Annotated in this window: 24 protein-coding genes, 1 tRNA gene and 1 pseudogene; 17 read left to right on the forward strand and 9 right to left on the reverse strand. The window is 67.5% G+C overall.

The features are described 5' to 3' along the window. Positions 1-87: 87 nt before the first annotated feature. The 5 genes from ACIBH2_RS20975 to ACIBH2_RS20995 all read left to right on the forward strand — a co-directional run bounded on the left by ACIBH2_RS20975 (position 88) and on the right by ACIBH2_RS20995 (position 5,069). On the forward strand, positions 88-1,116 hold the full coding sequence (locus ACIBH2_RS20975; protein WP_397119766.1) for an exonuclease domain-containing protein: 1,029 nt from the start codon (positions 88-90) through the stop codon (positions 1,114-1,116). After that, on the forward strand, positions 1,113-1,865 hold the full coding sequence (locus ACIBH2_RS20980) for a nucleotidyltransferase domain-containing protein (protein WP_397119768.1): 753 nt from the start codon (positions 1,113-1,115) through the stop codon (positions 1,863-1,865). Before ACIBH2_RS20975 ends, ACIBH2_RS20980 begins: the two co-directional genes overlap by 4 nt. Before the next feature lie 312 nt (positions 1,866-2,177). Beyond that, positions 2,178-3,278, forward strand: coding sequence for a glycine cleavage system aminomethyltransferase GcvT (gene gcvT / locus ACIBH2_RS20985; RefSeq protein ID WP_397119770.1), 1,101 nt, complete (start codon positions 2,178-2,180; stop codon positions 3,276-3,278). 223 nt (positions 3,279-3,501) lie between these two features. After that, positions 3,502-4,602 (forward strand): branched-chain amino acid aminotransferase, encoded by a 1,101-nt coding sequence (locus tag ACIBH2_RS20990; RefSeq protein WP_397119772.1) that lies wholly within the window; start codon positions 3,502-3,504, stop codon positions 4,600-4,602. A 110-nt stretch (positions 4,603-4,712) separates the two neighbouring features. Then, positions 4,713-5,069, forward strand: coding sequence for a hypothetical protein (locus ACIBH2_RS20995; protein ID WP_397119774.1), 357 nt, complete (start codon positions 4,713-4,715; stop codon positions 5,067-5,069). Here ACIBH2_RS20995 and ACIBH2_RS21000 read toward each other — a convergent pair whose 3' ends face one another. The 5 genes from ACIBH2_RS21000 to ACIBH2_RS21020 form a co-directional block, all read right to left on the reverse strand. Further along, positions 5,070-5,783, reverse strand: a complete 714-nt coding sequence (locus ACIBH2_RS21000; protein WP_397119776.1) for an MBL fold metallo-hydrolase — start codon at positions 5,781-5,783, stop codon at positions 5,070-5,072. Positions 5,784-5,875: 92 nt separating this feature from the next. Next, complete coding sequence (locus tag ACIBH2_RS21005) at positions 5,876-6,739, reverse strand: alpha/beta fold hydrolase (protein WP_397119778.1); 864 nt, start codon at positions 6,737-6,739, stop codon at positions 5,876-5,878. A 54-nt stretch (positions 6,740-6,793) separates the two neighbouring features. Next, a complete protein-coding gene (locus ACIBH2_RS21010) occupies positions 6,794-7,762 on the reverse strand; it encodes a homoserine O-succinyltransferase (protein WP_397119780.1) in 969 nt (322 codons plus the stop codon). Positions 7,763-7,907: 145 nt separating this feature from the next. Next, a complete protein-coding gene (locus ACIBH2_RS21015) occupies positions 7,908-8,879 on the reverse strand; it encodes a carbohydrate kinase family protein (RefSeq protein WP_397119782.1) in 972 nt (323 codons plus the stop codon). A 268-nt stretch (positions 8,880-9,147) separates the two neighbouring features. Beyond that, a complete protein-coding gene (locus ACIBH2_RS21020) occupies positions 9,148-9,498 on the reverse strand; it encodes a HesB/IscA family protein (protein ID WP_397119784.1) in 351 nt (116 codons plus the stop codon). Between the two features lie 299 nt (positions 9,499-9,797). Between ACIBH2_RS21020 and ACIBH2_RS21025 the strand changes: the two genes are divergently transcribed. Then, the gene (locus ACIBH2_RS21025) at positions 9,798-10,451 is read left to right on the forward strand and encodes a DUF3043 domain-containing protein (RefSeq protein ID WP_397119786.1); all 654 of its coding nucleotides are present in this window, start codon (positions 9,798-9,800) and stop codon (positions 10,449-10,451) included. A gap of 182 nt (positions 10,452-10,633) precedes the next feature. On the opposite strand, the gene ACIBH2_RS21030 is transcribed toward ACIBH2_RS21025, so the two are convergent. After that, positions 10,634-10,882 (reverse strand): hypothetical protein, encoded by a 249-nt coding sequence (locus ACIBH2_RS21030; protein WP_397119788.1) that lies wholly within the window; start codon positions 10,880-10,882, stop codon positions 10,634-10,636. A 202-nt stretch (positions 10,883-11,084) separates the two neighbouring features. Here ACIBH2_RS21030 and ACIBH2_RS21035 point away from each other — a divergent pair, with 202 nt between their 5' ends. From ACIBH2_RS21035 to ACIBH2_RS21055, 5 genes and pseudogenes are all read left to right on the forward strand, one after another. Next, positions 11,085-12,062 carry a GlxA family transcriptional regulator gene (locus ACIBH2_RS21035; protein WP_397119790.1) on the forward strand — a complete coding sequence of 326 codons (978 nt, stop codon included), beginning with the start codon at positions 11,085-11,087 and terminating at the stop codon, positions 12,060-12,062. Between the two features lie 53 nt (positions 12,063-12,115). Continuing rightward, positions 12,116-12,730 carry a LysE family translocator gene (locus ACIBH2_RS21040; RefSeq protein WP_397119792.1) on the forward strand — a complete coding sequence of 205 codons (615 nt, stop codon included), beginning with the start codon at positions 12,116-12,118 and terminating at the stop codon, positions 12,728-12,730. A 155-nt stretch (positions 12,731-12,885) separates the two neighbouring features. Next, positions 12,886-13,362: pseudogene (locus ACIBH2_RS21045) on the forward strand (bifunctional adenosylcobinamide kinase/adenosylcobinamide-phosphate guanylyltransferase); the annotation flags it as partial. Positions 13,363-14,136: 774 nt separating this feature from the next. Next, positions 14,137-15,192, forward strand: coding sequence for a nicotinate-nucleotide--dimethylbenzimidazole phosphoribosyltransferase (cobT, locus tag ACIBH2_RS21050; RefSeq protein ID WP_397120943.1), 1,056 nt, complete (start codon positions 14,137-14,139; stop codon positions 15,190-15,192). A gap of 171 nt (positions 15,193-15,363) precedes the next feature. Then, positions 15,364-16,110 (forward strand): adenosylcobinamide-GDP ribazoletransferase, encoded by a 747-nt coding sequence (locus tag ACIBH2_RS21055; RefSeq protein WP_397119794.1) that lies wholly within the window; start codon positions 15,364-15,366, stop codon positions 16,108-16,110. 104 nt (positions 16,111-16,214) lie between these two features. Here the strand turns inward: ACIBH2_RS21055 and ACIBH2_RS21060 are convergent, their stop codons facing one another. Then, complete coding sequence (locus ACIBH2_RS21060) at positions 16,215-16,841, reverse strand: TetR/AcrR family transcriptional regulator (RefSeq protein ID WP_397119796.1); 627 nt, start codon at positions 16,839-16,841, stop codon at positions 16,215-16,217. 440 nt (positions 16,842-17,281) lie between these two features. On the opposite strand from ACIBH2_RS21060, the gene erm reads away from it, so the two are divergent. After that, complete coding sequence (gene erm, locus ACIBH2_RS21065; protein WP_397119798.1) at positions 17,282-18,100, forward strand: ErmE/ErmH/ErmO/ErmR family 23S rRNA (adenine(2058)-N(6))-methyltransferase; 819 nt, start codon at positions 17,282-17,284, stop codon at positions 18,098-18,100. Between the two features lie 81 nt (positions 18,101-18,181). Here erm and ACIBH2_RS21070 read toward each other — a convergent pair whose 3' ends face one another. Then, positions 18,182-19,423, reverse strand: a complete 1,242-nt coding sequence (locus ACIBH2_RS21070) for an FAD-dependent oxidoreductase (RefSeq protein ID WP_397119800.1) — start codon at positions 19,421-19,423, stop codon at positions 18,182-18,184. A 199-nt stretch (positions 19,424-19,622) separates the two neighbouring features. Between ACIBH2_RS21070 and ACIBH2_RS21075 the strand changes: the two genes are divergently transcribed. Continuing rightward, positions 19,623-19,707, forward strand: a tRNA-Leu gene (locus ACIBH2_RS21075). Between the two features lie 92 nt (positions 19,708-19,799). Here the strand turns inward: ACIBH2_RS21075 and ACIBH2_RS21080 are convergent. Next, a complete protein-coding gene (locus ACIBH2_RS21080; RefSeq protein ID WP_397119802.1) occupies positions 19,800-20,450 on the reverse strand; it encodes a 2-oxoglutarate/malate transporter in 651 nt (216 codons plus the stop codon). 68 nt (positions 20,451-20,518) lie between these two features. Between ACIBH2_RS21080 and ACIBH2_RS21085 the strand changes: the two genes are divergently transcribed. The 4 genes from ACIBH2_RS21085 (at position 20,519) to ACIBH2_RS21100 (ending at position 22,811) form a co-directional block, all read left to right on the forward strand. Then, positions 20,519-21,175: a TetR/AcrR family transcriptional regulator gene (locus tag ACIBH2_RS21085; protein WP_397119804.1), complete on the forward strand. Its 657-nt coding sequence runs from the start codon at positions 20,519-20,521 to the stop codon at positions 21,173-21,175. A gap of 91 nt (positions 21,176-21,266) precedes the next feature. After that, positions 21,267-21,734, forward strand: coding sequence for a GNAT family N-acetyltransferase (locus ACIBH2_RS21090; RefSeq protein WP_397119806.1), 468 nt, complete (start codon positions 21,267-21,269; stop codon positions 21,732-21,734). Between the two features lie 291 nt (positions 21,735-22,025). Next, the gene (locus ACIBH2_RS21095) at positions 22,026-22,385 is read left to right on the forward strand and encodes an RNHCP domain-containing protein (RefSeq protein WP_397119808.1); all 360 of its coding nucleotides are present in this window, start codon (positions 22,026-22,028) and stop codon (positions 22,383-22,385) included. Between the two features lie 18 nt (positions 22,386-22,403). Continuing rightward, on the forward strand, positions 22,404-22,811 hold the full coding sequence (locus ACIBH2_RS21100) for an RNHCP domain-containing protein (protein ID WP_397119810.1): 408 nt from the start codon (positions 22,404-22,406) through the stop codon (positions 22,809-22,811). Positions 22,812-22,817 lie beyond the last annotated feature (6 nt).

A 22,817-nucleotide genomic window follows, 5' to 3' on the forward strand; every position in this document is an offset into this window, starting at 1 on the left:
GCGGCTATCGGGCGCTTGGCTGAAGTGGCCTCGTCTCGGCGCGTGGGGTAAGGCCAACTCGCGGCCGGTGCCGCTCGTGGTGCGGTGATGTTGGGGGGATTGTCGTTTGCCGCTATTGATGTCGAAACCGCCAACTCCGCGCGTGGGAGTGTTTGCGCGATCGGGGTCAGTGTTGTTCGGGAGGGGAGGCGGGTTGGGGATTGTTCTTGGTTGTGTCGGCCTCCACGGGCCTTGGAGTTCTTTTCGGGGTACAACGTTCGTGTGCACGGGATTTCGGCTTCTATGGTGGTGGGGGAGCCTGGGTTTGGGGAGCTTTGGCCGGAGGTAGTGGGGGTGGTGGGGGAGTTGCCTGTGGTGGCGCATAATGCTGGGTTCGATGCGGGGGCTATTCGGGAAGCGTGTGGGCATAGCGGGATAGCGGCTCCTGAGTGGGAGTTCAGTTGCAGTTTGGGGTTGGCGCGGCGGCAGTTGGATTTGGGGAGTTATCGGTTGCCGGTGGTGGCGGAGGCTTTGGGGGTGGAGTTGCGGGCGCATCATGATGCGGGGGCTGATGCTGCCGCGGCGGCGGATATTGTGTTGGCTTTGGCGGCTCGGGCGGGGGTGGGGTCGTTGCGGGAGCTCGAGGCTTGTCCGGAAGTGGTACGGACGCAGTATGTTTCGCGGCTGGGTTCGCGGGAGCCGGGGGCGCGGAGGGGTGGTCCGCGGCGGGAGCGGCGGAATTACTTCGGCCGTGAGGAATTGGTGATGCCGGAGGTTACCGGTACGGACCCGGGGCATCCGTTCTATGGGCAGACGGTGGTGTTCACTGGGGACTTGGCCAATTTCACTCGGCAGCAGGCGTGGGATGCGGTGGCTGCGTGTGGGGGTACTCCGGCCAAGAATGTCACGCGGCGGACGACGTGTTTGGTTATCGGGGATGGGTTCTCGGGGTGTGATGCTGCGGCGTTCACGACGACCAAGGCTCGCCGGGTTGTGGAATTGCGGGGCAAGGGGCACCACATAGAGGTCTTGGATGAGGCGCGGTTTGTCGCGTATGTGGGATCGCCGGTGTCACCTGGCGGTATCGGTAAATCGTTGGATCCCGTGGGGGCGCCGCGCTACCAATGGATGCCATGACCTATTCCGATGACGAATTCCGGGAGTACATCGCCGACCAGCTTGCGGCACTGCCAGGAGTGGAAGCGGTGGCGTTGGGTGGGTCTCGGGCGCAGGGGACGCATCGGGCGGAGAGTGACTGGGATTTCGGGATCTACTATCGGGATGGGTTCGATCCGGCTGATGTGCGGGCGATCGGTTGGGAGGGAGAGGTTTTCGGCATTGGCGCGTGGGGGTCTGGGGTCTTCAATGGTGGAGCTTGGCTGACCGTCGACGGGCGGCATGTCGATGTGCTGTACCGCGATCTCGCGGTGGTGGAGCACGAGGTCGCCGAGGCGGAGGCGGGGCGGTTCCATTGGGAGCCTTTGATGTTCCATCTGGCGGGGATTCCGAGCTACCTGGTGGTGGCGGAGCTGGCGGTGAATCGGGTACTGCGCGGGAACTTGCCGCGACCCGAATTCCCGCGGCTGCTACGGGAATCCGCTCCGAAACAATGGCGCGAGCGGGCGAACCTGACCTTGCACTACGCCAAGAACGCGTATGCGCCGCGCGGGCAGGCCACGGAAGTGGCGGGCGCACTCGCCACCGCAGCGATGAATACCGCCCACGCGGTACTCGCGGCCCGAGGCGAGTGGGTGCTCAACGAGAAGCGAATGCTGACGAACGCCGGGTTGCGGGATATCGACCGGATCGTCTCCTCGTTGCGGCCCGATCCGGAGTCACTGGCGCACGCGATCGCTGAAGCCGAGCAACTCCTTGCCCGGCAATGAGGTCGGTGCGTCACAGCGCACGGTCTAGATCGACCGCGACGGCTTCGGCCCGAATGGAGGTAGCAGGTCGCCGACGCGACAGGAGCAGGCGGCGGAACCCACTTGCGCGGCAGGCGTGCTTCGACAAGCGGTGCGCCAGCTCCAAATCGACTTCGGCGCGATCCCTATCGACCTGAGCCGTGATCCCGAATCCGCGAAGTCCTCACCCTGGCATTTCGGGTGATAGCGAGGCAACATCGTCACTGCCGCCGGTAGGTCGGTTTCACTTGCTGCTGGACCGCCGCGCGGCGATCAGCCGATAAGCTCCTACGGGTGACCGACGAGAAGCTGCTGCAAGGACCTATCCACGCCGTTCATGTCGAGCTGGGCGCTACCTTCGCGCCGTTCGGGGGGTGGGAGATGCCGGTTTCGTACGCGGGAACCGTGGGGGAGCACACCGCCGTGCGGACCGCTGTGGGCGTGTTCGATGTCAGCCACCTCGGCAAGGCCACCGTGAAGGGCGAGGGGGCGGCGGCCTTCGTGAACTCGGCGCTCACCAATGATCTTGGGCGGATTCGCCCCGGTAAGGCGCAGTACACGCTGTGCTGCACGCCCGAGGGCGGCGTGATCGACGACCTCATCGCGTACTACGTGTCCGATGACGAGATCTTCCTCGTTCCCAATGCCGCCAATACCGCGGCTGTCGTCGCCGAGCTCCAGAAGGTCGCGCCGGAGGGGATCACCATTACGGACGAGCATCGCGCGTACGCTGTGTTCGCGGTGCAGGGGCCGAAGTCGGCGGAGGTGCTCGAGGCGCTCGGGCTGCCGACCGATATGGAGTACATGGCCTACACCGACGCCGAGTGGGAAGGCCGACCGGTCCGCGTCTGCCGCACCGGGTACACCGGTGAACACGGCTATGAACTGCTGCCGAAGTGGGATGACGCCGAGGCTGTGTTCCGGGCCCTCGTGGCCCAGGTCGAGGCCGCCGGTGGGCAGGCCGCGGGGCTCGGTGCGCGCGACACGCTCCGCACCGAGATGGGTTACCCGCTGCACGGCCACGAGCTGTCCCTCGACATCTCCCCGCTCCAGGCCCGCACCGGCTGGGCGGTCGGGTGGAAGAAGCCCGAGTTCTGGGGCAAGGCGGCGCTCGACAAGGAGAAGGCCGAGGGTCCTCGGCGGATCCTGTTGGGGCTGAAGGCGATCGACCGGGGTGTGCTGCGCCAAGGTCAGACCGTCCTGCGCGGTGACGAGCAGGTCGGGGAGACCACTTCGGGGACGTTCTCGCCCACCCTCAAGGTCGGTATCGCGCTCGCGCTGCTCGATACCGCCGCCGGAATCAAGGAAGGCGATGAGGTCGAGGTCGATGTGCGGGGGCGTCGGCTGCGGTGTGAGGTGGTGCGGCCGCCGTTCGTCGAGGCGAAGACTGCTTGAGGGTTAGGTCTGAGCGGTCGGAAATCGGTGGATGGGGTCGAAATCCGTGCCCTTCGATCGATTTCTGACCGCTCAGGCTTAATCACCTCACCGCGACGCCCACGCACCAGGAGGCCGAGCTGCGCTCGAGCCCCACCGGGCTATTCCGACCCCATTCACCATCGACCGCATTCCAGGGGTGGCCTAGTTCCAGCCCGTAGACCCGCACACTAAACTCCCGGTCATGACAGTTGCCGCGCAATTCACCCGCATCCCGCACCCTGCGCCCGCCTCGGCGGAACGGCGACAGGAGATTATCGCGGTACCGGGGTTTGGGCGGTTCTTCACCGATCACATGGTGTCGATCGACTACGCCGACGGCAGCTGGACCAATGCCCGGGTCGAGCCGTACGCGCCGCTGTCGATGGACCCCTCGACCATGGTGTTCCACTACGGCCAGGCGATCTTCGAGGGGCTGAAGGCGTACCGGCAGAGCGATGGCAGCATCGCCACCTTCCGCGTCGACGCCAATGCCAAGCGCTTCCAACGGTCGGCCCACCGGATGGCGATGGCCGAACTGCCGGAGGAACTGTTCATCGAGTCCATCAAGCAGCTCCTGGAAGTGGATTCTGCGTGGGTGCCGCCCGCCGGTGGCGAGGAGTCGCTCTACCTGCGGCCATTCATGTTCGCCACCGAGGTCGGGCTGGGCGTCAAGCCCGCCAGCGGTTACAAGTACCTGCTGCTGGGTTCGCCTGCGGGAGCGTACTTCCCGCGCGGCCTGACCCCCGTGCGCGTGTGGCTCTCCACGGAATTCGTGCGCGCCGCCCCCGGCGGCACCGGCGAGGCGAAGGTGGCCGGAAACTACGCCGCCTCGCTCCTGGCGCAGCAGGAAGCCGCCGCCAAGGGCTGCGACCAGGTGGTGTGGCTGGATGCCTGCGAACGCAAATACGTCGAGGAGATGGGCACCAACAACCTGTTCTTCGTATTCGGGAGCGGCTCCGACGCGCGACTCGTGACGCCGGAGCTCTCCGGTTCGCTGCTGCCGGGCATCACCCGCGATTCGCTCATCACGCTGGCCGCGGACGCCGGATACAAGGTGGAGGAGCGCAAGGTCTCGGTCGAGGAATGGCGCACCGGCGTCGAATCCGGGGAAATCACCGAGGTTTTCGGCTGCGGCACCGCGGCGGTGGTCATTCCGGTCGGCACGGTGAAGTCGGCCGAGGGCGAATTCACCATCGGCGACGGCGAACCCGGCGAGGTCACCATGGCGCTGCGGGATACCCTCACCGGAATTCAGCGGGGCACTTTCGCCGACAGCCACGGCTGGATGCGCAAGCTCGCCTGAGCCCATATCGATTGCGGCGCAGCCGAAATCGAATACGCCGGAATTGGTGACGCCTCGACGTCGCCAATTCCGGCAGTCACCCTGCAGCGGACCGCGCTACGTTGGAGTGGGTGAGTTACGAATACGTGGTGCTGCTGGCGGGGGCCGTCGCGGCGCCGGGGGATGTGCCCGCGTATGTGCGGGCACAGCAAGGCAATCCGATCTCCGAGGACATGCGCTTCGTCGTCCACGCGCTCCAACTGTGGAACGACGAACTGCCGGTGATTCACCGGCATGCCATGCTGCGCGTCGAAGCGGCGGGCAATGCGGTGCGCGTGACACCCGCCGACAAATTCGACCGCCGCCGATCCCGTGGCTCCGCGGTGGACAGCGCGGCCGATGTCATTCGCCGCCTGCTCGAAACCGCGACGACCGGCCTCGGCTACCAGATCTACGACGCACAGCGCCACACGCTGTGGTCGCCCTGATCAGCCGGGCATGAACATATGCCACTGCTCCAACGTCTGCGGGCGCATCACGTAATTGCTGTCGCGCACCGACGAGAGCGTGGCGCTGGGCTCCTGCGAATACCAGTGCCCCGGGTACACCACCGGATCACCTTTCAGCCCAGCCAGATACCGCAGGCTGTGGAACATGGCATCGGAATCCCCACCCGGGAAATCGGTGCGCCCGCAGCCGTCGATGAACAGCGTGTCGCCCGCGATGAGGCGATCCTCGAACAGGAAGCACTGACTGCCCGGCGTATGCCCCGGCGTGTGCAGCAACTCGATCTCGAACCCGCCGACCGCGACCATGTCCCCGTGCGCGTGCCCGGTCAGCTCGCTCGGCGCGATATCGGTGACCTGCGCGACCCACGGCAGCTCCTCATTGTGGACGTGCACCGACACATCCACAGTCTCGAGCAGCTCCTTCACCCCCCGCAGCGTGAACCCGAGCATGGTGCCGCCGACATGATCCGGATGATGGTGCGTGGCCAACACCCCGCTCACCCGCATGTCATCCGCCCCCGCGATCTCCACCAACTCGGTAGCCGCATAAGCCGGATCGACAACCACACACTCCCCGGATTCACGATCACCGATCAGGTAAGCGAAATTGCGCATCTGGGTCGCGATGGGATCGCCCACGGCCCAGTCCCGCCCAGCGAGCAGTTGGCGGAAATACAAACGATCGGAAGCCATACGCCACAGCCTAGGGCGAAAGCCGACCCCCGCATCGACCAGGTACTGGTGGTGGGACGCTCTCGCACGTTACCGCCACCAGTACCTGCTGATCACCGGTCCAGGATTTCGCGGAGGGTGGCGGCGAAGGCTTCGGGTTCGCCGGGCATGCCGTATTCGTCGCCGAGGAAGCCGCCGTGGCCGCTGGGGAAGAGGGCTACGTCGGTGTGGAGGCGGGCGGCGAGGGCCTCGGCGCCGCGGCGCGGCATCTCGGCCGCGGATTCGATGCCCGCGGCGGGGACGATACGGGTGGACGCCGCGCGCAGGGCGTCGAAGTCGGGCTCGTATTGGGTTGTCGTGCGCAGGTTTTGGGCCAGCAGAACGTCGTCGCGCGAGCCGTCGTCTTCGGTCGGGAGGCCGAATTCGGCGGGGTCGGGCAGTGGGCCGTCGGCCCAATCGGCGGGCACCTCGCCCTGGACGCTGGCCAGGGCGATGAACTTCGCCATCCCCGGCCCGGCGCCAGCGCGCTGATAGGTGGCGCGAATATCCTCGACGGCCGCGCGCAGCTGCTCGTGGTCGGGCAGGATCGTGGTCAGCGGCGGCTCGTGCGCGACCAGGGTGCGCACCTGCTCGGGATGCGCGGTCACCAGGGCGAGCGCGTTGACGGCTCCGCCGCTGGTGGCGAAGATGTCCACCGGCCCACCGAGTTCGGTGATCAGCCGGTGCAGGTCGTCGGCGTGCAGCTCGGGTGTCGACTCGGTGGTGGTGTCGGTCCGGGTGCTGCGGTCCGCGCCGCGCGGGTCCAAGGTCACCACCGTGCGGTCGGTGAGGTATCCGGCCAGGGTGCCGAAAGCCGCGGCCTCCATGGGCGATCCGAACACCAGCAGGGTCGGGGCCGCGCTGTGCTCGGCCTCCCGCACGTCGTAGGTGAGGGTCGCGCCGGGCACTTCGAGGGTGTGGGTCTTGGGGTCGGTCATGATCGCTCCTTCCGCGAAAGTTTCTACTGGGTAGACGGGCGGAAGGAGCGAAACTCATCGAGCGATGTCGGCGACTTCCTCGGCGCGGGTGTCGACGGACGCGGCAATGGCGCGGATCCAATTGGCGAAGAACGTCGCCGCATGAGCCGACCAGTCGGTCGTGACCTCGGTCCGATCCACCGGCAGCGGGAAATCCTCGAGCAGCGCCGGATCGAAGCTGGCGCGCAGGCGCGCGGCCTGATCCAACAGCGACTCCTCGACCTCCCGCGCGAAATACCGCTGCGGGATATCGGGAAACGGCCGCCGCACATCGCCGAGCCACCGCCGCAGATCGCGACGGTATTCACGAGCCATGGTGTCGCACAGGTACTCCGGATGCCCCTGCACGAACACGTGCCGCAGCCCGTCGGCGGCCAAGTGCCATTCGGCTTCGTCGGAATCCAGCAGGATATTCACGCCAGCGGCCCGCAGATCGGCGGAAGTCATTGCGTTCCACCGGGAATGCGGCACCCGCACCGGCGTGCTGAGCCCCGCGAGCAAGGCCATGGCGGCGGTCTCGGGCGCGGCGCCCCACTCGTTGCGCACCCAATGGTCGAACACCCCGTGCTGTCGCCGCGCCAGCCGCTGCCGCCGCACCCCGTACAGCAAATACAGTGCGGCATGGGCGGATTGGCACGAGAACAGCAGTGCGGACTCCGAGCACTCCCGCAGAATCCGGTCGACCACGGCCAGGCACGGTTCGTCGGCGATATCCTCCGTCGTGGGCTCGCTCCCGCTGACGATGAGCGCATCCATCTCCGCCAGCGCCCGCCAGTCCACGCCATCCACCGGCCGCAACGGGTCGATGCCGAAAGCTTCTGTCTCCACCAGGATTTCGGACGCGCCGAGCTCTTCGGCCCCGCGCGCCACCGCCTCGGCGAACACCCGCCGCGTCGTACTCTCCGGCCGCAGCGAAATCAGATCCACGATTCCGATCCGCAGGGTGGCGCCGCGAGACCGCGGCGCGCCCGTCGACGCAAACACCTTCATCATCCTTAGAGCACGGGCGCGGCCTGGACCGCGAGAACAGATATGGTCCGCGTAATCACGTACGCGACGAAAGGTCCCGCACCTCGATCACGGGGATCAGTGTGCGGGACCTAGGAGTCCGCCAGGGGGCGAGCAGGTTTCAGCGAAGAATACGCTCGATTTCGGCGGCCGCCTCCGGCCCGTAGGCCGCGCGTAGCCGCTTGAGCGCCACATCGTGGTCCAGGGCCCATTCCTGGGTGCCGATGGTCTCCAGAATGTGCACGGCGATGAGCGAACCCAGCTGCGCCGAACGCTCCAGGCTCAGGCCCGCGGTGTGGCCGGTGAGGAAGCCTGCGCGGAAGCCGTCGCCGACGCCGGTGGGATCGACCTTCGAATTGTCCGGCACCACATCGACATGCAGTTCGGTGCCGTCGCGATCGACGATGAGCGCGCCCTTCGAACCCAGCGTGGTGACGCGGATGCCGACCCGCTCGGCCACCTGCGCGGCGCTCAGGCCGGTCTTCTGCAGCAGCAGGCCCCACTCGTACTCATTGGTGAAAAGGTATGCGGCGCCGTCGATCAGGCGCAGCGCCTGCTCCCCGTCGAGGCGGGCCAACTGCTGGGAGGGGTCGGCGGCGAAGGGGATTCCGGCCTGCCGAGCCTGCGCGGTGTGCAGCAGCATGGCATCGGGGTCGTTCGCTCCGACCAGCACCAGGTCGATCTCGCGAGTGCGCGCCAGCTCCACGATGGAGATGTCGCGCGCCTCGCTCATCGCTCCGGGATAGAAGGAGGCGATCTGCGCCATGGTCTCGTCGGTGGTGCACACGAAGCGCGCGGTATGCGCGGTATCGGAGACCTTCACCGCCGAGCAGTCCACGCCGTGGGTCTCGAGCCACTGCCGGTACTCCGCGAAATCCGCGCCGACCGCGCCGACCAATAGTGGCGTGCTGCCCAACAGGCCCATCGCATAGGCGATATTGCCCGCGACACCGCCACGGCGAATGACCAGATCGTCGACGAGGAAACTCAACGACACATGCTGCAGCTGATCGGCGAGCAGCGCGTCGGAGAACTTGCCCGGGAAGCGCATGAGATGGTCGGTCGCGATGGAGGCGGACACGGCGATGGTCACGTGCGGAATCCTTCGGTGTCGTTGCGCTGTGGTTCATTGCACGATGGGTTCATCGCCAGGCGAGGACACACCTGCATGCGGGACGACAGACGCGGGGGCGGTGGGCGGCGGGAGGACGGCCGAAAACCGACCGCACCCTAAAACTACACTGTCCGAGACGGGGCGCTCCAGACCCCGAGCGCACTTGGCGTGCTGCGGATTCCGGACGCGGGGGCGGACATGCGTCAGCGCGGAACCCCACTCGGAGGTTCCGCGCTGACGGAATGGCTCAGTTGAAGCTGTCGCCGCAGGCGCAGGAGCCGGTGGCGTTCGGGTTGTCGATGGTGAAACCCTGCTTCTCGATGGTGTCGACGAAATCGATCGACGCACCCTGGATGTACGGGGCGCTCATGCGATCGACCGCGAGCTTCACGCCGCCGAACTCGGCGACGAGGTCGCCATCGAGCGAGCGGTCGTCGAAGAAGAGCTGGTAGCGCAGACCGGCACAGCCACCGGGCTGCACGGCGATGCGCAGGGCCAGATCGTCGCGGCCCTCCTGATCCAGCAGCGCCTTGGCCTTGGCGGCCGCGGCGTCGGTCAGAGTCGCACCGTGAGTAGTGGTGGTCTCGTTCGCAGTCATGAACTCTCCTATGGGACCTGTGTTCAATCCGTGAACAGCGCACGGCTCGACAGCTGTCAACGCCGCTTCCCGGGCGGCTTATTCCTCATCCTACGCGGGCGGTTGCGGGTGGACGCCGTCTACCCGCGAGGGGTTGCCGCAGGATGCCGCCGAGCATGGCGGAAGGCCGCAGGTCGTCGGAGGATCCGGACCCGGGTGATCACCGTCGCTCCCCGGTCGCGCCGGGATTCTATGGCGGAAGACACATCGAAACGGACCACATTGTCCGCGCGGACGAGGTATCGAATAGCCTGGTCGGCGTGAAGTTCCTGCGCCGCGGCGAGACCAGCAGCACCGACGACAGCTCCAGCGCTCAGTCGAACGGCGGTTCGGCGACGGTCGCCGAGACCCCGACCCCCGGTAAGGGCCGTCCCACGCCCAAGCGGCGGGATGCCGAAGCCCGGCGTCGCGGGCCGGTCGCACCCGCCCCGATGACCGCGAAGGAGGCCCGCGCCCGCCGCAAGGCCACGCGCGGCACCAAGGCGGAGCGCAAGGCTGCGGCCGAGCAGCGGCGCGCCGACAATGCCGATCGCCGGGCGCGCATGCTCGCCGGTGAGGAGCAGTTCCTGCTGCCGCGCGACCGCGGACCCGTCAAGGCGTATGTCCGCGATGTGGTGGACGCGCGACGCAATCTGCTCGGGCTGTTCATGCCGCTCGCGCTGGTGCTGATCCTGACCATGTTCCTGACGCCCACGCTGCAGGCGTACGTCACGCTGGCGATGCTGGTCATGATGGTGTTCATGATCGCCGAGGGCTTCGTGCTCGGCCGGATCGTGAACAACCGTGTGCGGGAACGCTTCCCGGACTCGCTCGACAAGCCCATGTCGCTGGGCTGGTACGCCTTCGTGCGCGCCTCGCAGCTGCGCCGCATGCGCGCGCCGAAGCCGCGGGTCTCGCCGGGCGACAGCGTGTAGGTCACCCGCGAACCCACATCGGCCCCGCCGCTGAGTCGTGAACTCAGCCGCGGGGCCGACGTGTATCTCCACCATCCGTGGTTTCAATCCATGAGGGGGAATTGGTGGCGGCATTGTTCGAGAGCGTTCCGCCACCAGTTCCCCCTGACCACTCGGTCTGCCGGGGCGGCGACGCGGTGGTCCTAGCCGTGTTCGCGCATGCTGGTGATGGCGCGGATCTCGGCGTTGGCGCGCTGGATGTCGCGGTCGATCACATTGCTGGAACCGGCGAGGCCCCAGGAGGATTCGCGGTGGAAGGGCACCGCGCGACCGGCGGCGCTGAACAGGGCGAAGATGCGGGCGAACATGGCGTGTGTCCGAGGCTCTGTGCGGGGTTCGGTGGTGCTGAGTTCGGTGGGGTGCGCGGCGATGGCGCTGGCGAGCGTGGTCATGGCTACGCCTCCTCTTCGATGTCGGTGTAGGTGCCGCCCGCCATCGCGCCGTAGGTGAGCATTCCCAGGGCCGCCATGACGGTTCCGGCTTCGACGATTGCGGTGAGAGCGTGCATGGCAGTAAGTTTGCTCTCATGGCGTTACTGCCAACAGTGGCAGTTCTGTCATTGTCCGCAAAGATTCCGCCAGTTAGGCTGTGGCCATGTTGTCGAAGGTCGCCGTGGTGCTCAACGAGCGCCTCGCCATGTTCGAATTCGGGGTTGTCTGCGAGGTTTTCGGGCTGGACCGGACCATGGACGGCCTGCCCGGATTCGACTTCCGGGTGTGCGGCCTGGAGCCCGGGAAGCCGCTGCGCAGCAGTACACCCGGTATCACGCTGACTCCGGAGTACGGGCTCGACGAGCTGCGGCACGCGGATCTCGTTGCCATTCCGGCGTTTCCGTTCGCGGCGTCGCGGCCCATCGACCCCCAGGTGGTGGCGGCCGTGCGCGATGCGGCCGAACACGGGGCCACGGTGTTGACGGTGTGCTCCGGGGCGTTCCTCGCGGGCGAGGCGGGGCTGCTGGACGACCGCAAATGCACCACGCACTGGAAGTACGTCGGAGAACTGGCCGAGCGGTATCCGCGCGCGACCGTCGACCCGGATGTGCTCTTCGTGGACGAGGGCAATCTGATCACCAGCGCCGGGACGGCGGCCGGAATCGACGCCTGCCTGCACCTGGTGCGGCGCGAATTGGGCAGTGCTGCGGCCAATGGCATCGCGCGGCGCATGGTCGTGCCGCCGCAGCGTGACGGCGGACAGCGGCAGTTCATCGAACGGCCGGTGCCCGAATGCACCTCCGACAGTCTCAGCGAAACGCTGCTGTGGATGAGCGAGCACCTCGAACTTCCGCACACCATCGAGGCTTTGGCGGCGCGGGCGGCCATGTCCACCCGCACCTTCGCGCGCCGGTTCACCGCCGAGACCGGCACCACGCCCGTGAAATGGCTGACCGGACAACGGATTCTGCTCGCCAAACACCTGCTCGAGGACACCGAACTCGATCTGGAATCCATTGCCCACCGCTGCGGCTTCGGCTCGGGGGCGTTGCTGCGCCACCACTTTCAGCGGCTCGTCGGTATCGCGCCGACGGAGTATCGAAGGCGGTTCGGGGCGCGCGTGGAGGAAGGGGCGCTCTAACTCCCGGAATTGAGGGGTGCCGCCGCGCGTTCGAGGCGGTTACGCTGCGGGAAATGAGCATCGAATTTCTGCTGACGACGCTGGTGATCGTCGCGACGCCCGGGACCGGGGTGCTGTTCACGCTCGCGGCGGGCCTGTCGCGGGGGACGCGGGCGAGTGTGGTGGCCGCGTTCGGGTGCACATTGGGGATCGTGCCGCATATGGTCGCGGCGGTCACCGGTGTGGCGGCGGTGTTGAACACCAGTGCCGTGGCGTTTCAGACGTTGAAGTATCTCGGCGTGGCGTATCTGCTGTACATGGCGTGGAATACCTTGCGGGACAAGGGCGCTCTGGCCTTGCCGGAGGAGTCGGGAGAGACGCCGTCCGCGGGGCGGGTGATCGTCTCGGCGGTTCTGGTCAACGTGTTGAATCCGAAGTTGACGATCTTCTTCTTCGCGTTTCTGCCGCAGTTCGTACCCGCCTCGGAACCCCATGCCGTGCTCCGCATGTTCGAACTGAGCGCGCTGTTCATGCTGGCGACGTTCGTGGTGTTCGCGGTGTACGGGGCCGCCGCGGCGGCGGTGCGCAACCACATCATTTCCCGGCCCGCCGTGGTGACGTGGATGCGGCGCGTGTTCGGGGCGTCGTTCGTGGCGCTGGCCGGACGGTTGGCGGTCCAGAACCAGTAGGGCTCGCGGCCGGATGGTCGGCCCGGTTCGCCGGGGCGCGGTCGAACCGCACGGATGGTCGTGGTTCGCCGGGCGTGGGCGGCGCTCGTCCGCGTGGCGGTTGATACCGTGCTGACGTGTCGCACACTGCTCAAACAAGGCCGCTTCGGACGCTGGTGCTAGGCGGGGCCCGGTCCGGGAAATCCGCCTTCGCGGAACGACTGGTCGCTTCGGGGCCGGTGCGGTACATCGCCACGGCCGCACCCGATCCGGCCGACACCGACTTCGCCGAGCGAATCGCGGCGCACCGCGCCCGCCGCCCCTCGAACTGGACAGTCGTCGAAGGCGACCCCGTCGCGGGCCTCGCCCAACCGACCCCCGCCACCCTGATCGACGACCTCGGCACCTGGCTCACCGCCCGCATCGACCTGCGCGCGGCATGGGAACAGCCGCGCGGCACCGTCGGCCCGGATCTGGACACCTTGGTCGCCGCCGTGGCCGCATACCCGGAACGCCTGGTGATCGTGAGCCCCGAGGTCGGGCTAGGCGTCATCCCCGTGACCCGCTCCGGCCGCCTGTTCCGCGACGAGCTCGGCACCTTGAACCAGCGCCTCGCGGAGGTGTGCGACGAGGTGTACCTCGTGGTCGCGGGGCAGCCGGTGCGGGTGAAGCCGGAAAACCTCGCTAGCAAGACGAGCGGACATGCGGCCGACGCCTTGGCTGCCGGAGCGACCGCTTGGGCAGTGGATTCGGGTGCGACGCCGACGAGCGCCACTGCGGTGGGTGTTGGTGACTCGAATGCGGGTGGTGGTGCCGCTGTCGCGTCGGGGACTCGCGCGGAAGCGTTGCCGGAGGCTGGATCCAGTGCGGACGGGGCGAGCGGGGGCGATATCGGCCGGACGGCGACCGAGCCGGGTGGGAGTTCGGGCGGACTGACTGGTGTCGGCGCGAATGCGGTAACCCCAACCGAGGCGGCCGTGGCAGCGGTAGCCGCGCCGGGGATTTCTCCGCAGTCGGCAAGCGGTGGAGTGGATGCGCCTGGTGGGCAAGACGATTCCGCAGTCGCCAGTGACATCGCGGGGGACTCCGCTGGCCACAGTGCGCCGTCGTTGGCGAAACCGGTTGGTGCGCAGAGTGTTTCAGGTGACGGGCTGACCGGCAGTGAGGACGTAGTGCACAAGTCTGGCGGAGCGGTGCCCGGGAGTGGAGACGCAGCGTCAGAGGGTGGTACTGCGCTGTCCGGAAGTGAAGACGTAGTGCCGGGAAGTGGGGGCTTGTCGTCCGGCGGTGGAGACGCTGTGTCCGGTGGCGGGGGCATGGTGTCCGGTAGTGGAGACGCTGCCCCTGACGGTTCGATGAGTGGTGCGATGACGGAGAAGGCGGCCGGGGGTGCGGGGCGGACCGTGGGGCTTTCGAAAGGTGCTGGTGTGACGGGTGAATTCGGGCCGGTGGTCGCGCCGGATACGGCGGTGCGGGTTGCGGCGGAGGAGCGGCAGGGGGAGTTGACCAAACCTGTTGGGGCGCTGGGGCGGTTGGAGGAGCTGGGGAATTGGGTGGCGGCTTGTCAGGGGGTGTGTCCGCCGAAGCAGTTCGAGCGGGCGCGAGTGGTGGTGTTCGCGGGGGATCACGGGGTGGCGCGGCACGGGGTGTCGGCGTACCCGAGTGAAGTGACCGCGCAGATGGTCGCCAACTTCCAGCACGGGGGCGCGGCGGTGAACGCGCTGGCGCGGTTGGCGGATGCCACTGTGCGCGTGGTGGATATGGCCGTCGACGGGGATACCGCCGCCGAGATCTCCACCTTCAAGGTGCGGCGGTCGAGCGGCTCCATCGACCGCGAGGACGCGCTCACCGAGGACGAGACCCGCACCGCCCTCTCCGCCGGAGCCGCCCTCGCCGACGAGGAAATCGATTCCGGCGCAGACCTTCTCATCGCCGGTGACATGGGCATCGGCAACACCACCCCCGCGACGGTTCTCATCGCCGCCATCACCGACACCGAACCGGTGGTCGTCGTCGGCCGCGGCACCGGCATCGACGACGCCGGGTGGATGCGCAAGACCGCCGCCGTCCGCGACGCCCTGTGGCGGGCCCGCCCGGTGGTCAAGGACCCCTACGCCCTGCTGCGCGTCGCGGGCGGAGCGGATTTCGCCGCCGTCGCGGGCTTCCTCGCCCGCGCCGCCGCCCGCCGCACCCCCGTCATCCTCGACGGCGTGGTCGTCACCGCCGCCGCCCTCGTCGCCGAACAACTCGCCCCCGGCGCGAGCGCCTGGTGGATAGCGGGCCACCGCTCCAGCGAACCGGCCCACAAAATAGCCCTCGACCGCCTCCGTCTCGACCCCCTCCTCGACATGAACATGCGCCTCGGCGAAGGCTCCGGCGCCCTCACCGCCCTCCCCATCCTCCGCGCCGCCGTAGCCGCCCTCGCCGACATGGCCACCTTCGCCGAAGCCGGTGTCAGCACCTCCCACGACGCCAGTGCATAACCACGAGGGGGACCTGGTGGCGCGAGCCTCTCGCCCAACGCCGCCACCACTTCCCCCTGATCGCGCGTCCACCTCGGCGCTCGGCGTCGACCAGGTACTGGTGGCGGAGGCTTCCCGGGCGATGCCGCCATGGATACCTGGTGATCGGGCGTCCAGGGCCAGGGGCGTCGCGTGAATGGCGTGCGACTGGCGATGTCCTGGTTGACGGTCTTGCCGGTCCGGGGACCGGAGGCGGTGGATCGCGCCGCGGGCGCTCGCGCCATCGGGTGGGCACCGCTCGTGGGCGCCCTGATCGGCGTGGGCGCGGCGTGTTTGATGTGGCTACTCGGCTTCTTGGGTGCCAGCTCGCTGCTTGCCGGGTTTGTCGGGGTCGCCGCGCTGGCGCTGGTGACGCGCGGAATGCATGTGGACGGGCTCGCGGACACCATGGACGGGCTCGGTAGTTACGGGCCGCCGGAGCGAGCTCGGGAAATCATGAAGAGCGGCGGAGTGGGGCCGTTCGGCGTCGCGGCGCTGGTGTTCGCCCTTGGGATCCAAGCTGTTTCGTTCGCGGCACTGGTAGAGAACGAGCGGTGGTTGGGGGTCGTGGTCGCCGTGCTCGTGGGTCGCGTGGCCGTGGTGTTCGCCTGTCGGCGGGGGATCGACGCCGCGCCCGGAGCGGGATTCGGAGCGTTGGTGGCGGGAACGCAACGACCGGCCGTGAGGGCACTCTGGGCTGGAATCGCGGCCGTGGCAGCCGGTTTCGCCACCGACCAATGGTGGCTGGGACCGATCGCGGTGCTCATGGCGCTGGGGAGCGCCACAGTGCTGGTCCAACATTGCGTACGGCGTTTCGGTGGCTTGAACGGCGACGTTCTCGGCGCCGCGCTGGAATTGGCCGTCACCATCGCGGCGGCAGTGCTGACGCTGCGACCTTGAACTTGCTCCGGCCGCGCGTCGTACGGCTAGCCTCTGGCCCTGAGCTTGCTCCGCCGCGCATAGCGCGAAGCCTGCGAGCTCGAGCTTGATCTGGCCCTACTTTGCTACCTCGTAGGGCCCTTGATCAGGCGCACGGCGGACTGTTCGACGAACTCGATCAATCGCCCGGGTGGGTAGTTCTCGGGGTCGGTGAGAGCCAAGCGGACGAGTTGTTCGCCGACTGCGAGTAGCGCGACGGCGAGGATCTCCGGATCCAGCGGTCCCGGCCCGTCGGAGTGATCTTGTGCCCAGGCGATCAAGGCGCGGAGGTTCGCCAGGGCGAATTCGCGGGTGCGCGTGGAGTATTCGCGTACCTCGGCGGGGGTGTCGTCGGCTGGGAGGATGAGTAGCCGCGCGGAATCGGCGTGCGATGCGACGGCGCGCAGCAGGTTGGTGGCGGCGGCGACCAGGGTCGCGGTGAAATCGGTGCGATCCGCGGCCGCGGGCATGGCGACGGCCAGTTGCTCGGCCACTCGCGCCTGCTCCCTTTCCAGCAAGGCCACCAACAATGGCCCCCGCCCTGGATACGCCGCGTACACACGCGGTTTCGCCAACTCCGCCTCCCGCGCGACACCCTCCATCGTCGCGGCCGAATACCCCTCACGCAGCACCAACCGCAACGCGGCATCGAGCACCTGCTCACGCCGGACTTCGAGGTCCATACGGGGCTGACGAGGGCGGGACTGTGGCACGGAGATCACGCTACGTCAGTGCGATCCCGGCACAGCGAACACCGCCCTCTTGCGAGCCGCATGCTGCACCACCCTCAGGCCGACCGAGGGTCTGGTCCGATCCACCAGCGCCTGAGTCGCGGTCGAGATCGAGCGGCGGCATGCGACGCAGGAGTACGCGGGTGGTCTCGGCTCCGTCAGGTGGCTGGCGGGAAGGTCTTTGTGGCATGTCCTGTGGACTGTGCCTGACCGCCATGGTGACGTCCCGTAATTCGGTTGCGGGGTGTGGGAGGTCATTTCTACAGTGGCCCGCATGACATGTTCCTGCTTCTTCTCCGTGCGGATCCGCGGCACTCGGGCTCAGGCCCGCTAGCGGACGCGGAGTAATATTTCGGCGTTCGCGGGCGTGCCCTGGGCCCTTCGAGATTCATTCGACTCGAAGACCCGGAAGGGCAAGTGCTGTGGCGCAAGATTATGCGTACGGGAACTATTCGCATACCCAGAAGAAGGTCAAAGGTGGTGGGCGGACGCCGCGGGATCGGGCCAGGCGGACGCTGTCGCAGAATTTCCTGGTGAACGACGCCGCTGTGGAATCGATTGTGGCGGTGGCGGATCCGAGTGGGATCGTGCTCGAACCCGGAGCGGGGGAGGGTGCGCTCACGCGGGCTTTGGCTCGGCGTGGGGCGAAGGTCACCGCGTACGAGATCGACCCGTTGGTGGCGGCGAAACTCGCCGCGCGAACGCGGGATGTGAGCGGAATACGCGTTGTCCGAGGCGATTTCATGAGAGCGAAGGCGCCGCGTGAACCGTTCTCGGTGGTCGGCAATATTCCGTACTCGGCGACATCGAAGATCGTCGACTGGTGTCTGGCGGCACCCGCGCTCACCTCGGCGACGCTGCTCACGCAGCTGGAGTACGCGCGTAAACGCACCGGGGACTACGGGCGATGGAGCCTGGTCACGGTGGCGAGTTGGCCGTGGTTCGGCTGGGAGTTGCGCGGCCGTATCGGCCGCGAGAGCTTCCGACCGATCCCCTCGGTGGATTCCGCCATCCTGCGCATCCAACGCCGCCCGGAACCGCTTGTGCGCGACCGCGATTCCTACACCGACCTGGTCCGGACCGGCTTCTCCGGCGTGGGCGGCTCGGTCCGAGCCTCGCTGCGCCTCCGATACCGGGGCGTGGACGACGCACTGGCCGCCGCGGGCATAGCCCACGACACCGTCGTCGGCTATGTCCACCCGGACCAGTGGATCACGGTGCACGAGAAGCTGTTCGCGTAACCGACGGAGTGCCGCCCCGCCAGCGCGGGGCGGCACGAAAAACCCTGGGATGAAGGATGTTTCGGGTGGCGAGCTCCCTCGCTAATACAAGTCGAGGGAGCCCACGCGAGGCGGTGTCAGCTGGATCGGCCCGTTGGCCAGCCAGGCTCCCGCGGGCCAGAAAGCCGGGGCGATGCGCGCGGCGAGGGCGCGGGTGGTGCGGATGGCGGGTGTCGGTGCGCGCATGACGTGCAGAGCTCGCGAAGAGACGTCGCGGTTGTGGACTCCCCACCGGCGACGGGTGGTCGCGCAGCGGGCGATGGCGCGGACAGCCTCCGCGCGCGTGCGCGATTCGAGAGCCGTGGCAATGGCGCTGGCCGCGTCGGTGGCGTCGAAGACCCCGGAGTTGAGGCCGCGCCCGCCCCAAGGCGCGAAGAGATGGGCCGCCTCTCCGGCGAGCAGGACGCGGTGATGGCGGTCGGTGAAGGTATCGGCCACCTCCTGATGGAAGCGGTAGGTGGAGACCCAGGTGACGTGGTTGCCATACCAGGGATCGACCACGCGAGATGTCCACTCGCGGATGCCCTTCGGGCTGGCGAGGTAGTCCACATCGTCTCCCGGCTGGCATTGCAGATCTATGCGCATACCGCCCCGGAACGGCATGTGCATGACATTGCGGCCGTCCACACGCGGCTCCCGATAGTAGAAATGGCCAGGTGTGGTCGGCGTCGACCCGTCCGGATGCGCCTCGACATCGACAATGATGAACGGAGTGTCGTCGGGAGCACCCCGCATGGTCGCGCCAATGGACTTGCGCACGACCGACCGCGCCCCATCCGCCCCGATCACGTAGGCGGCACCGAGCCTTTCCCCGGACGCCAACACCACCTCGACCCCATCACGCCGCGTAACCACCTCGGAAACCGGTGACTCCCATCGGAATTCGACCCCCTCCCGCAAACATGCCTCGTACAAATGCGTTTCGGTGACCCGCTGCGGCAAGCTGGTCACCAGCCGATCCGACCGCGCGACCCGCCCCAACACCCCCTCACCCGCCCGATACCGAAAAACCCTGCGCCCCGCGTAATACGCGTCGTACCCACTCAACCCGATCCCCTCCGCGGCAACCGCCCGCCCCAACCCGGGCAGCACGGCATCGAACCGCCGCAGCGTCGGATACGCCAACACAATCGCCCGACTCCCCGGTCGAACCCGTTGCCGCCCTTCACCTTCCACCACCAACACCGACACCCCGCGCCGAGCTGCCGCGAGGGCCGCCACGAGCCCGACCGGCCCCGCCCCCACCACCACACAACGCTCGAACCCACGCAACGGCTGATTCATGATGCCCTCCCCGGGGCCACAGTGACATCGACCATCCGTACGCTACCGTAACTACGCTCTCGTAACTAGTCCTCTCGTCAATTCGAACCCCCTGTCCCACACCAACTGTCACCACCCCGCAACCCCCGAAAAACAAACCAAGTCCTGCGCGTTTGGGTATTTCGAACCTTCATCCGCTAAGGTTTCCCAGCGACACCGAGTCCGGGTGGCGGAATGGCAGACGCGCTAGCTTGAGGTGCTAGTGCCCGTATTAGGGCGTGGGGGTTCAAGTCCCCCTCCGGACACAGACAGTAAGCCCACGGGCGATTCGACGAACGTAATTGGCCCCGACCCAGGTCGGGAACCGGGCGCGGCGGCTGTGAATGCCGACGAAGGATCAGTGGCGGAGCAGGGTAATGCTGGAAACGACGATCCAGGTGGCCCAACCGAGCCAGCCGACGAAGCCGATGGCGGCGGCTCTGTTGGCGCCGGTGGCGTTGTAGGGGCTGATCGACGCCGAGGCGAAAAGCAATGCGGCGCTGGTATACCCGAGCGCCGCGTGCCAGCCGGGAATGAAACCGGCGCTCGACCCGGCGGCGGTGAAGCCGAGCAAGGCCAGGGCGAGGAAAACCTGGTTGAACCCGAACAGCACATTGCTCGAACCCCATAGGCCCGCGAGGGCGTCCCGGTTGCGGGTGGCGGCCTCCGCCATACCGAATCGCAGGGCCTCCACCATGGTGAACGTGGCGTTCTGCATGAGCACCCCCGCGAATCCCACCAAGGCCCACGCCTGCGTACCGGAGCCCCCGTCCCACAGCACCGACAGCATTCCGGCGGCGAAGACCGTGGTGCACACCCATCCGGCCGGAGCCGCGACCGACGGCCGCTTCAGCGCCTCGCCCACGGTGGCGAAGGATTCGGCGACGGCATCGAAACCGTTGGCAGACACCGGAAGCGGCAGTCGGCCCCGGATGTACATCGCATTGATGCCGAGCGCCAGCAGTACGAATCCGAGTCCGGCCAGGCCCGCCCACGCAGTGAAGTCCATGAACCGCACCTCCGCAATTGACTTTACATGAGTTATATTGAATATATGACCTGGTAGGCTTTCCGGCAATGGTGGACTCAGAGAGCGGACGGCGTCGCTACGACTCCCTGCACCGAATGGCGCAGGCCAAGCAGACCCATGCCGAGATCGCCGCGGCGGCTCGGCGGTTGTTCCTCGCCCGGGGCTGGGCGGCGACCACGGTGCGCGAGGTGGCGCGCGAGGCGGGGGTCTCCGCGCCCACGGTGTACGCGGCGTACGCGAACAAATCGGGGTTGGTGCGGGCGCTGGTGGACTCGGCGGATCTGTCCGCGGACCCCGTCCGCATGGTGGCCGAACTGGAATCGACACCCGATCCTCGACGGCAGCTCGCCGCGATGGTCGGCTACGACCGCCGACTGTTCGAACGCGCCGGGGATCTCATCGCCCTGCTACGCGAGGCGGGTCGCGTCGAGCCCGACTTGGCCGCGGCGTACGAGGAGGGCAGACGGCTCGCGGATCGGACCCGGCGCGAGGTGTTCTCCGCGTGGCCCGCGAACACCCTCCGGCCTGACCTGGATCTGGCCACGGCCGTCGACATCTATGCCGCCCTGTGCAATATCGACGTCTACACCACGCTGATCGCCGAACGCGGCTGGCCGCCGCAGCGGATCGAGGAGTGGTGGGCCGCGGCACTCGACCGGGAGCTACTCGACCAAAAGCGAAAAGCCAACGCGCGCAAGCGATAGCGAGTGTTGCTCCACGGCGCCTTCCGAGTCGCAGTCCGATACCGGCGGAAATCCATTGGAGTGTTCGCTCGGCGTCGTATACCAACGGTGCATGACTGATTCGATCGGTGGACCGGATGTAGAGCTGCGCAGGATTACGGCGGACACCGTGTGGGAGGTGTGCAAGCTCAGCTATACCTTGTCGCCGGAGCAGCGGGAGATGGTGGCGGACAACGGCATCTCCATCGCCGAAGCGCACTTCTCCGACGCGGCCTGGTTTCGCGGTATCTACCACGGTGATCAACCGGTCGGCTTCGTCATGCTCGACCTCGGCATGGACCCCGATGAACCCGGCGTATCGCTGTGGCGATTCATGATCGCCGGGCCACACCAGGGCAAGGGATTCGGCCGCCGCACGATCGACTCGGTTGTCGCCCTGCTGAAGGCCCGCGGCACCACCGCGCTCTACACGAGCTACGGCCAAGGCCCCGGCAGCCCGGAAGGTTTCTACCGGTCGCTCGGCTTTCGGCCCACCGGCGGTGTGGTCGACCATGAGATAGAGGCCGTCCTGCGCTGGTGAGGTCGCGGCGCGAAAATGCGTGGCGGCGAACGCGGGACGATTGTTAGAGTCCACGGCGACTTGTCGACGACTATCGGGCCCTGCGCCCTGGAAAGAGGTTTTATGACCCGGCCAGCGCCGAGTGCGCCTCGCCGCGCCGCGTAGACGCGTCTGGTGCCGTCGGCTGACGGTATGTCGTACGGGTCCGTTTCGGCGCGCCCTTCACCCATGCGCTCGGTCGCGTGGGCTTTCATCGAGGTCGACTCGGCCTGCTCCTGCTGTTCATCTGTTTTCGGCAATAGGAGTCACCGGGTGTCTACCACCAATGTTTCGCACAAGCTCGACAAGTTCACCTGTGGTTGGTGCGGTCTGGACGTGTCCAGGTTCGCTGGCGACGGGGTGCCGCGTAATCACTGTCCCTCGTGCCTGCATTCGCGGCACGTCATCGACCAGGTCGAAGGCGGGGTCAGTGAGTGTGGGGCGCGTATGGTCCCCATTTCCATCGCGGTCTTGCGCACCGGCGACTGGATGCTGATCCACCGGTGTGTGCGGTGCGACGAGTTGACGGCCAATCCGCTGTGCGGGGACGACAATCAGCTCGTGCTCATGCGGATCGCGGTGCGGCCACTGGCGCAGCCGCCGTTTCCGCTCGAGAGGTTCGGCTCGCTCTGAGTCCGTGGAGGAGGATCCATGCCACGGCGAGTGAACCGAATGACCGAGCGGCCGCAGCGGCGCAAAGCCTTGCCGCACGACCGCGACCGGCATCGTGATTTCCGTTGTGTCGGTTGCCGACTCGCGGTGCCCGCCGACGCACCGGGCACCGCGCATCGCAATCACTGTCCGAACTGCCTGACCTCGCTGCACGTGGACCGCCGGATTCCGGGCGACCGGGCCGCGCGGTGCCACGGCCGCATGGAGGCGTTCGGGGTGACCGCGCGCTCGGACGGGGAGTGGATGATCATTCACCACTGCCTGGCCTGCGGTGAGCTGAGCGTCAATCGCACGGCTGGCGACGACAATGCCCTGGCGCTGCTGCGGTTGGTGCTGCGGCCGATCCGGGACAACGGTCTCGCACACCGCGTCTTGCGCACGCTGTAATGCGGC

The organism is Nocardia sp. NPDC050406, from assembly GCF_044459025.1.
Lineage (GTDB): Bacteria > Actinomycetota > Actinomycetes > Mycobacteriales > Mycobacteriaceae > Nocardia.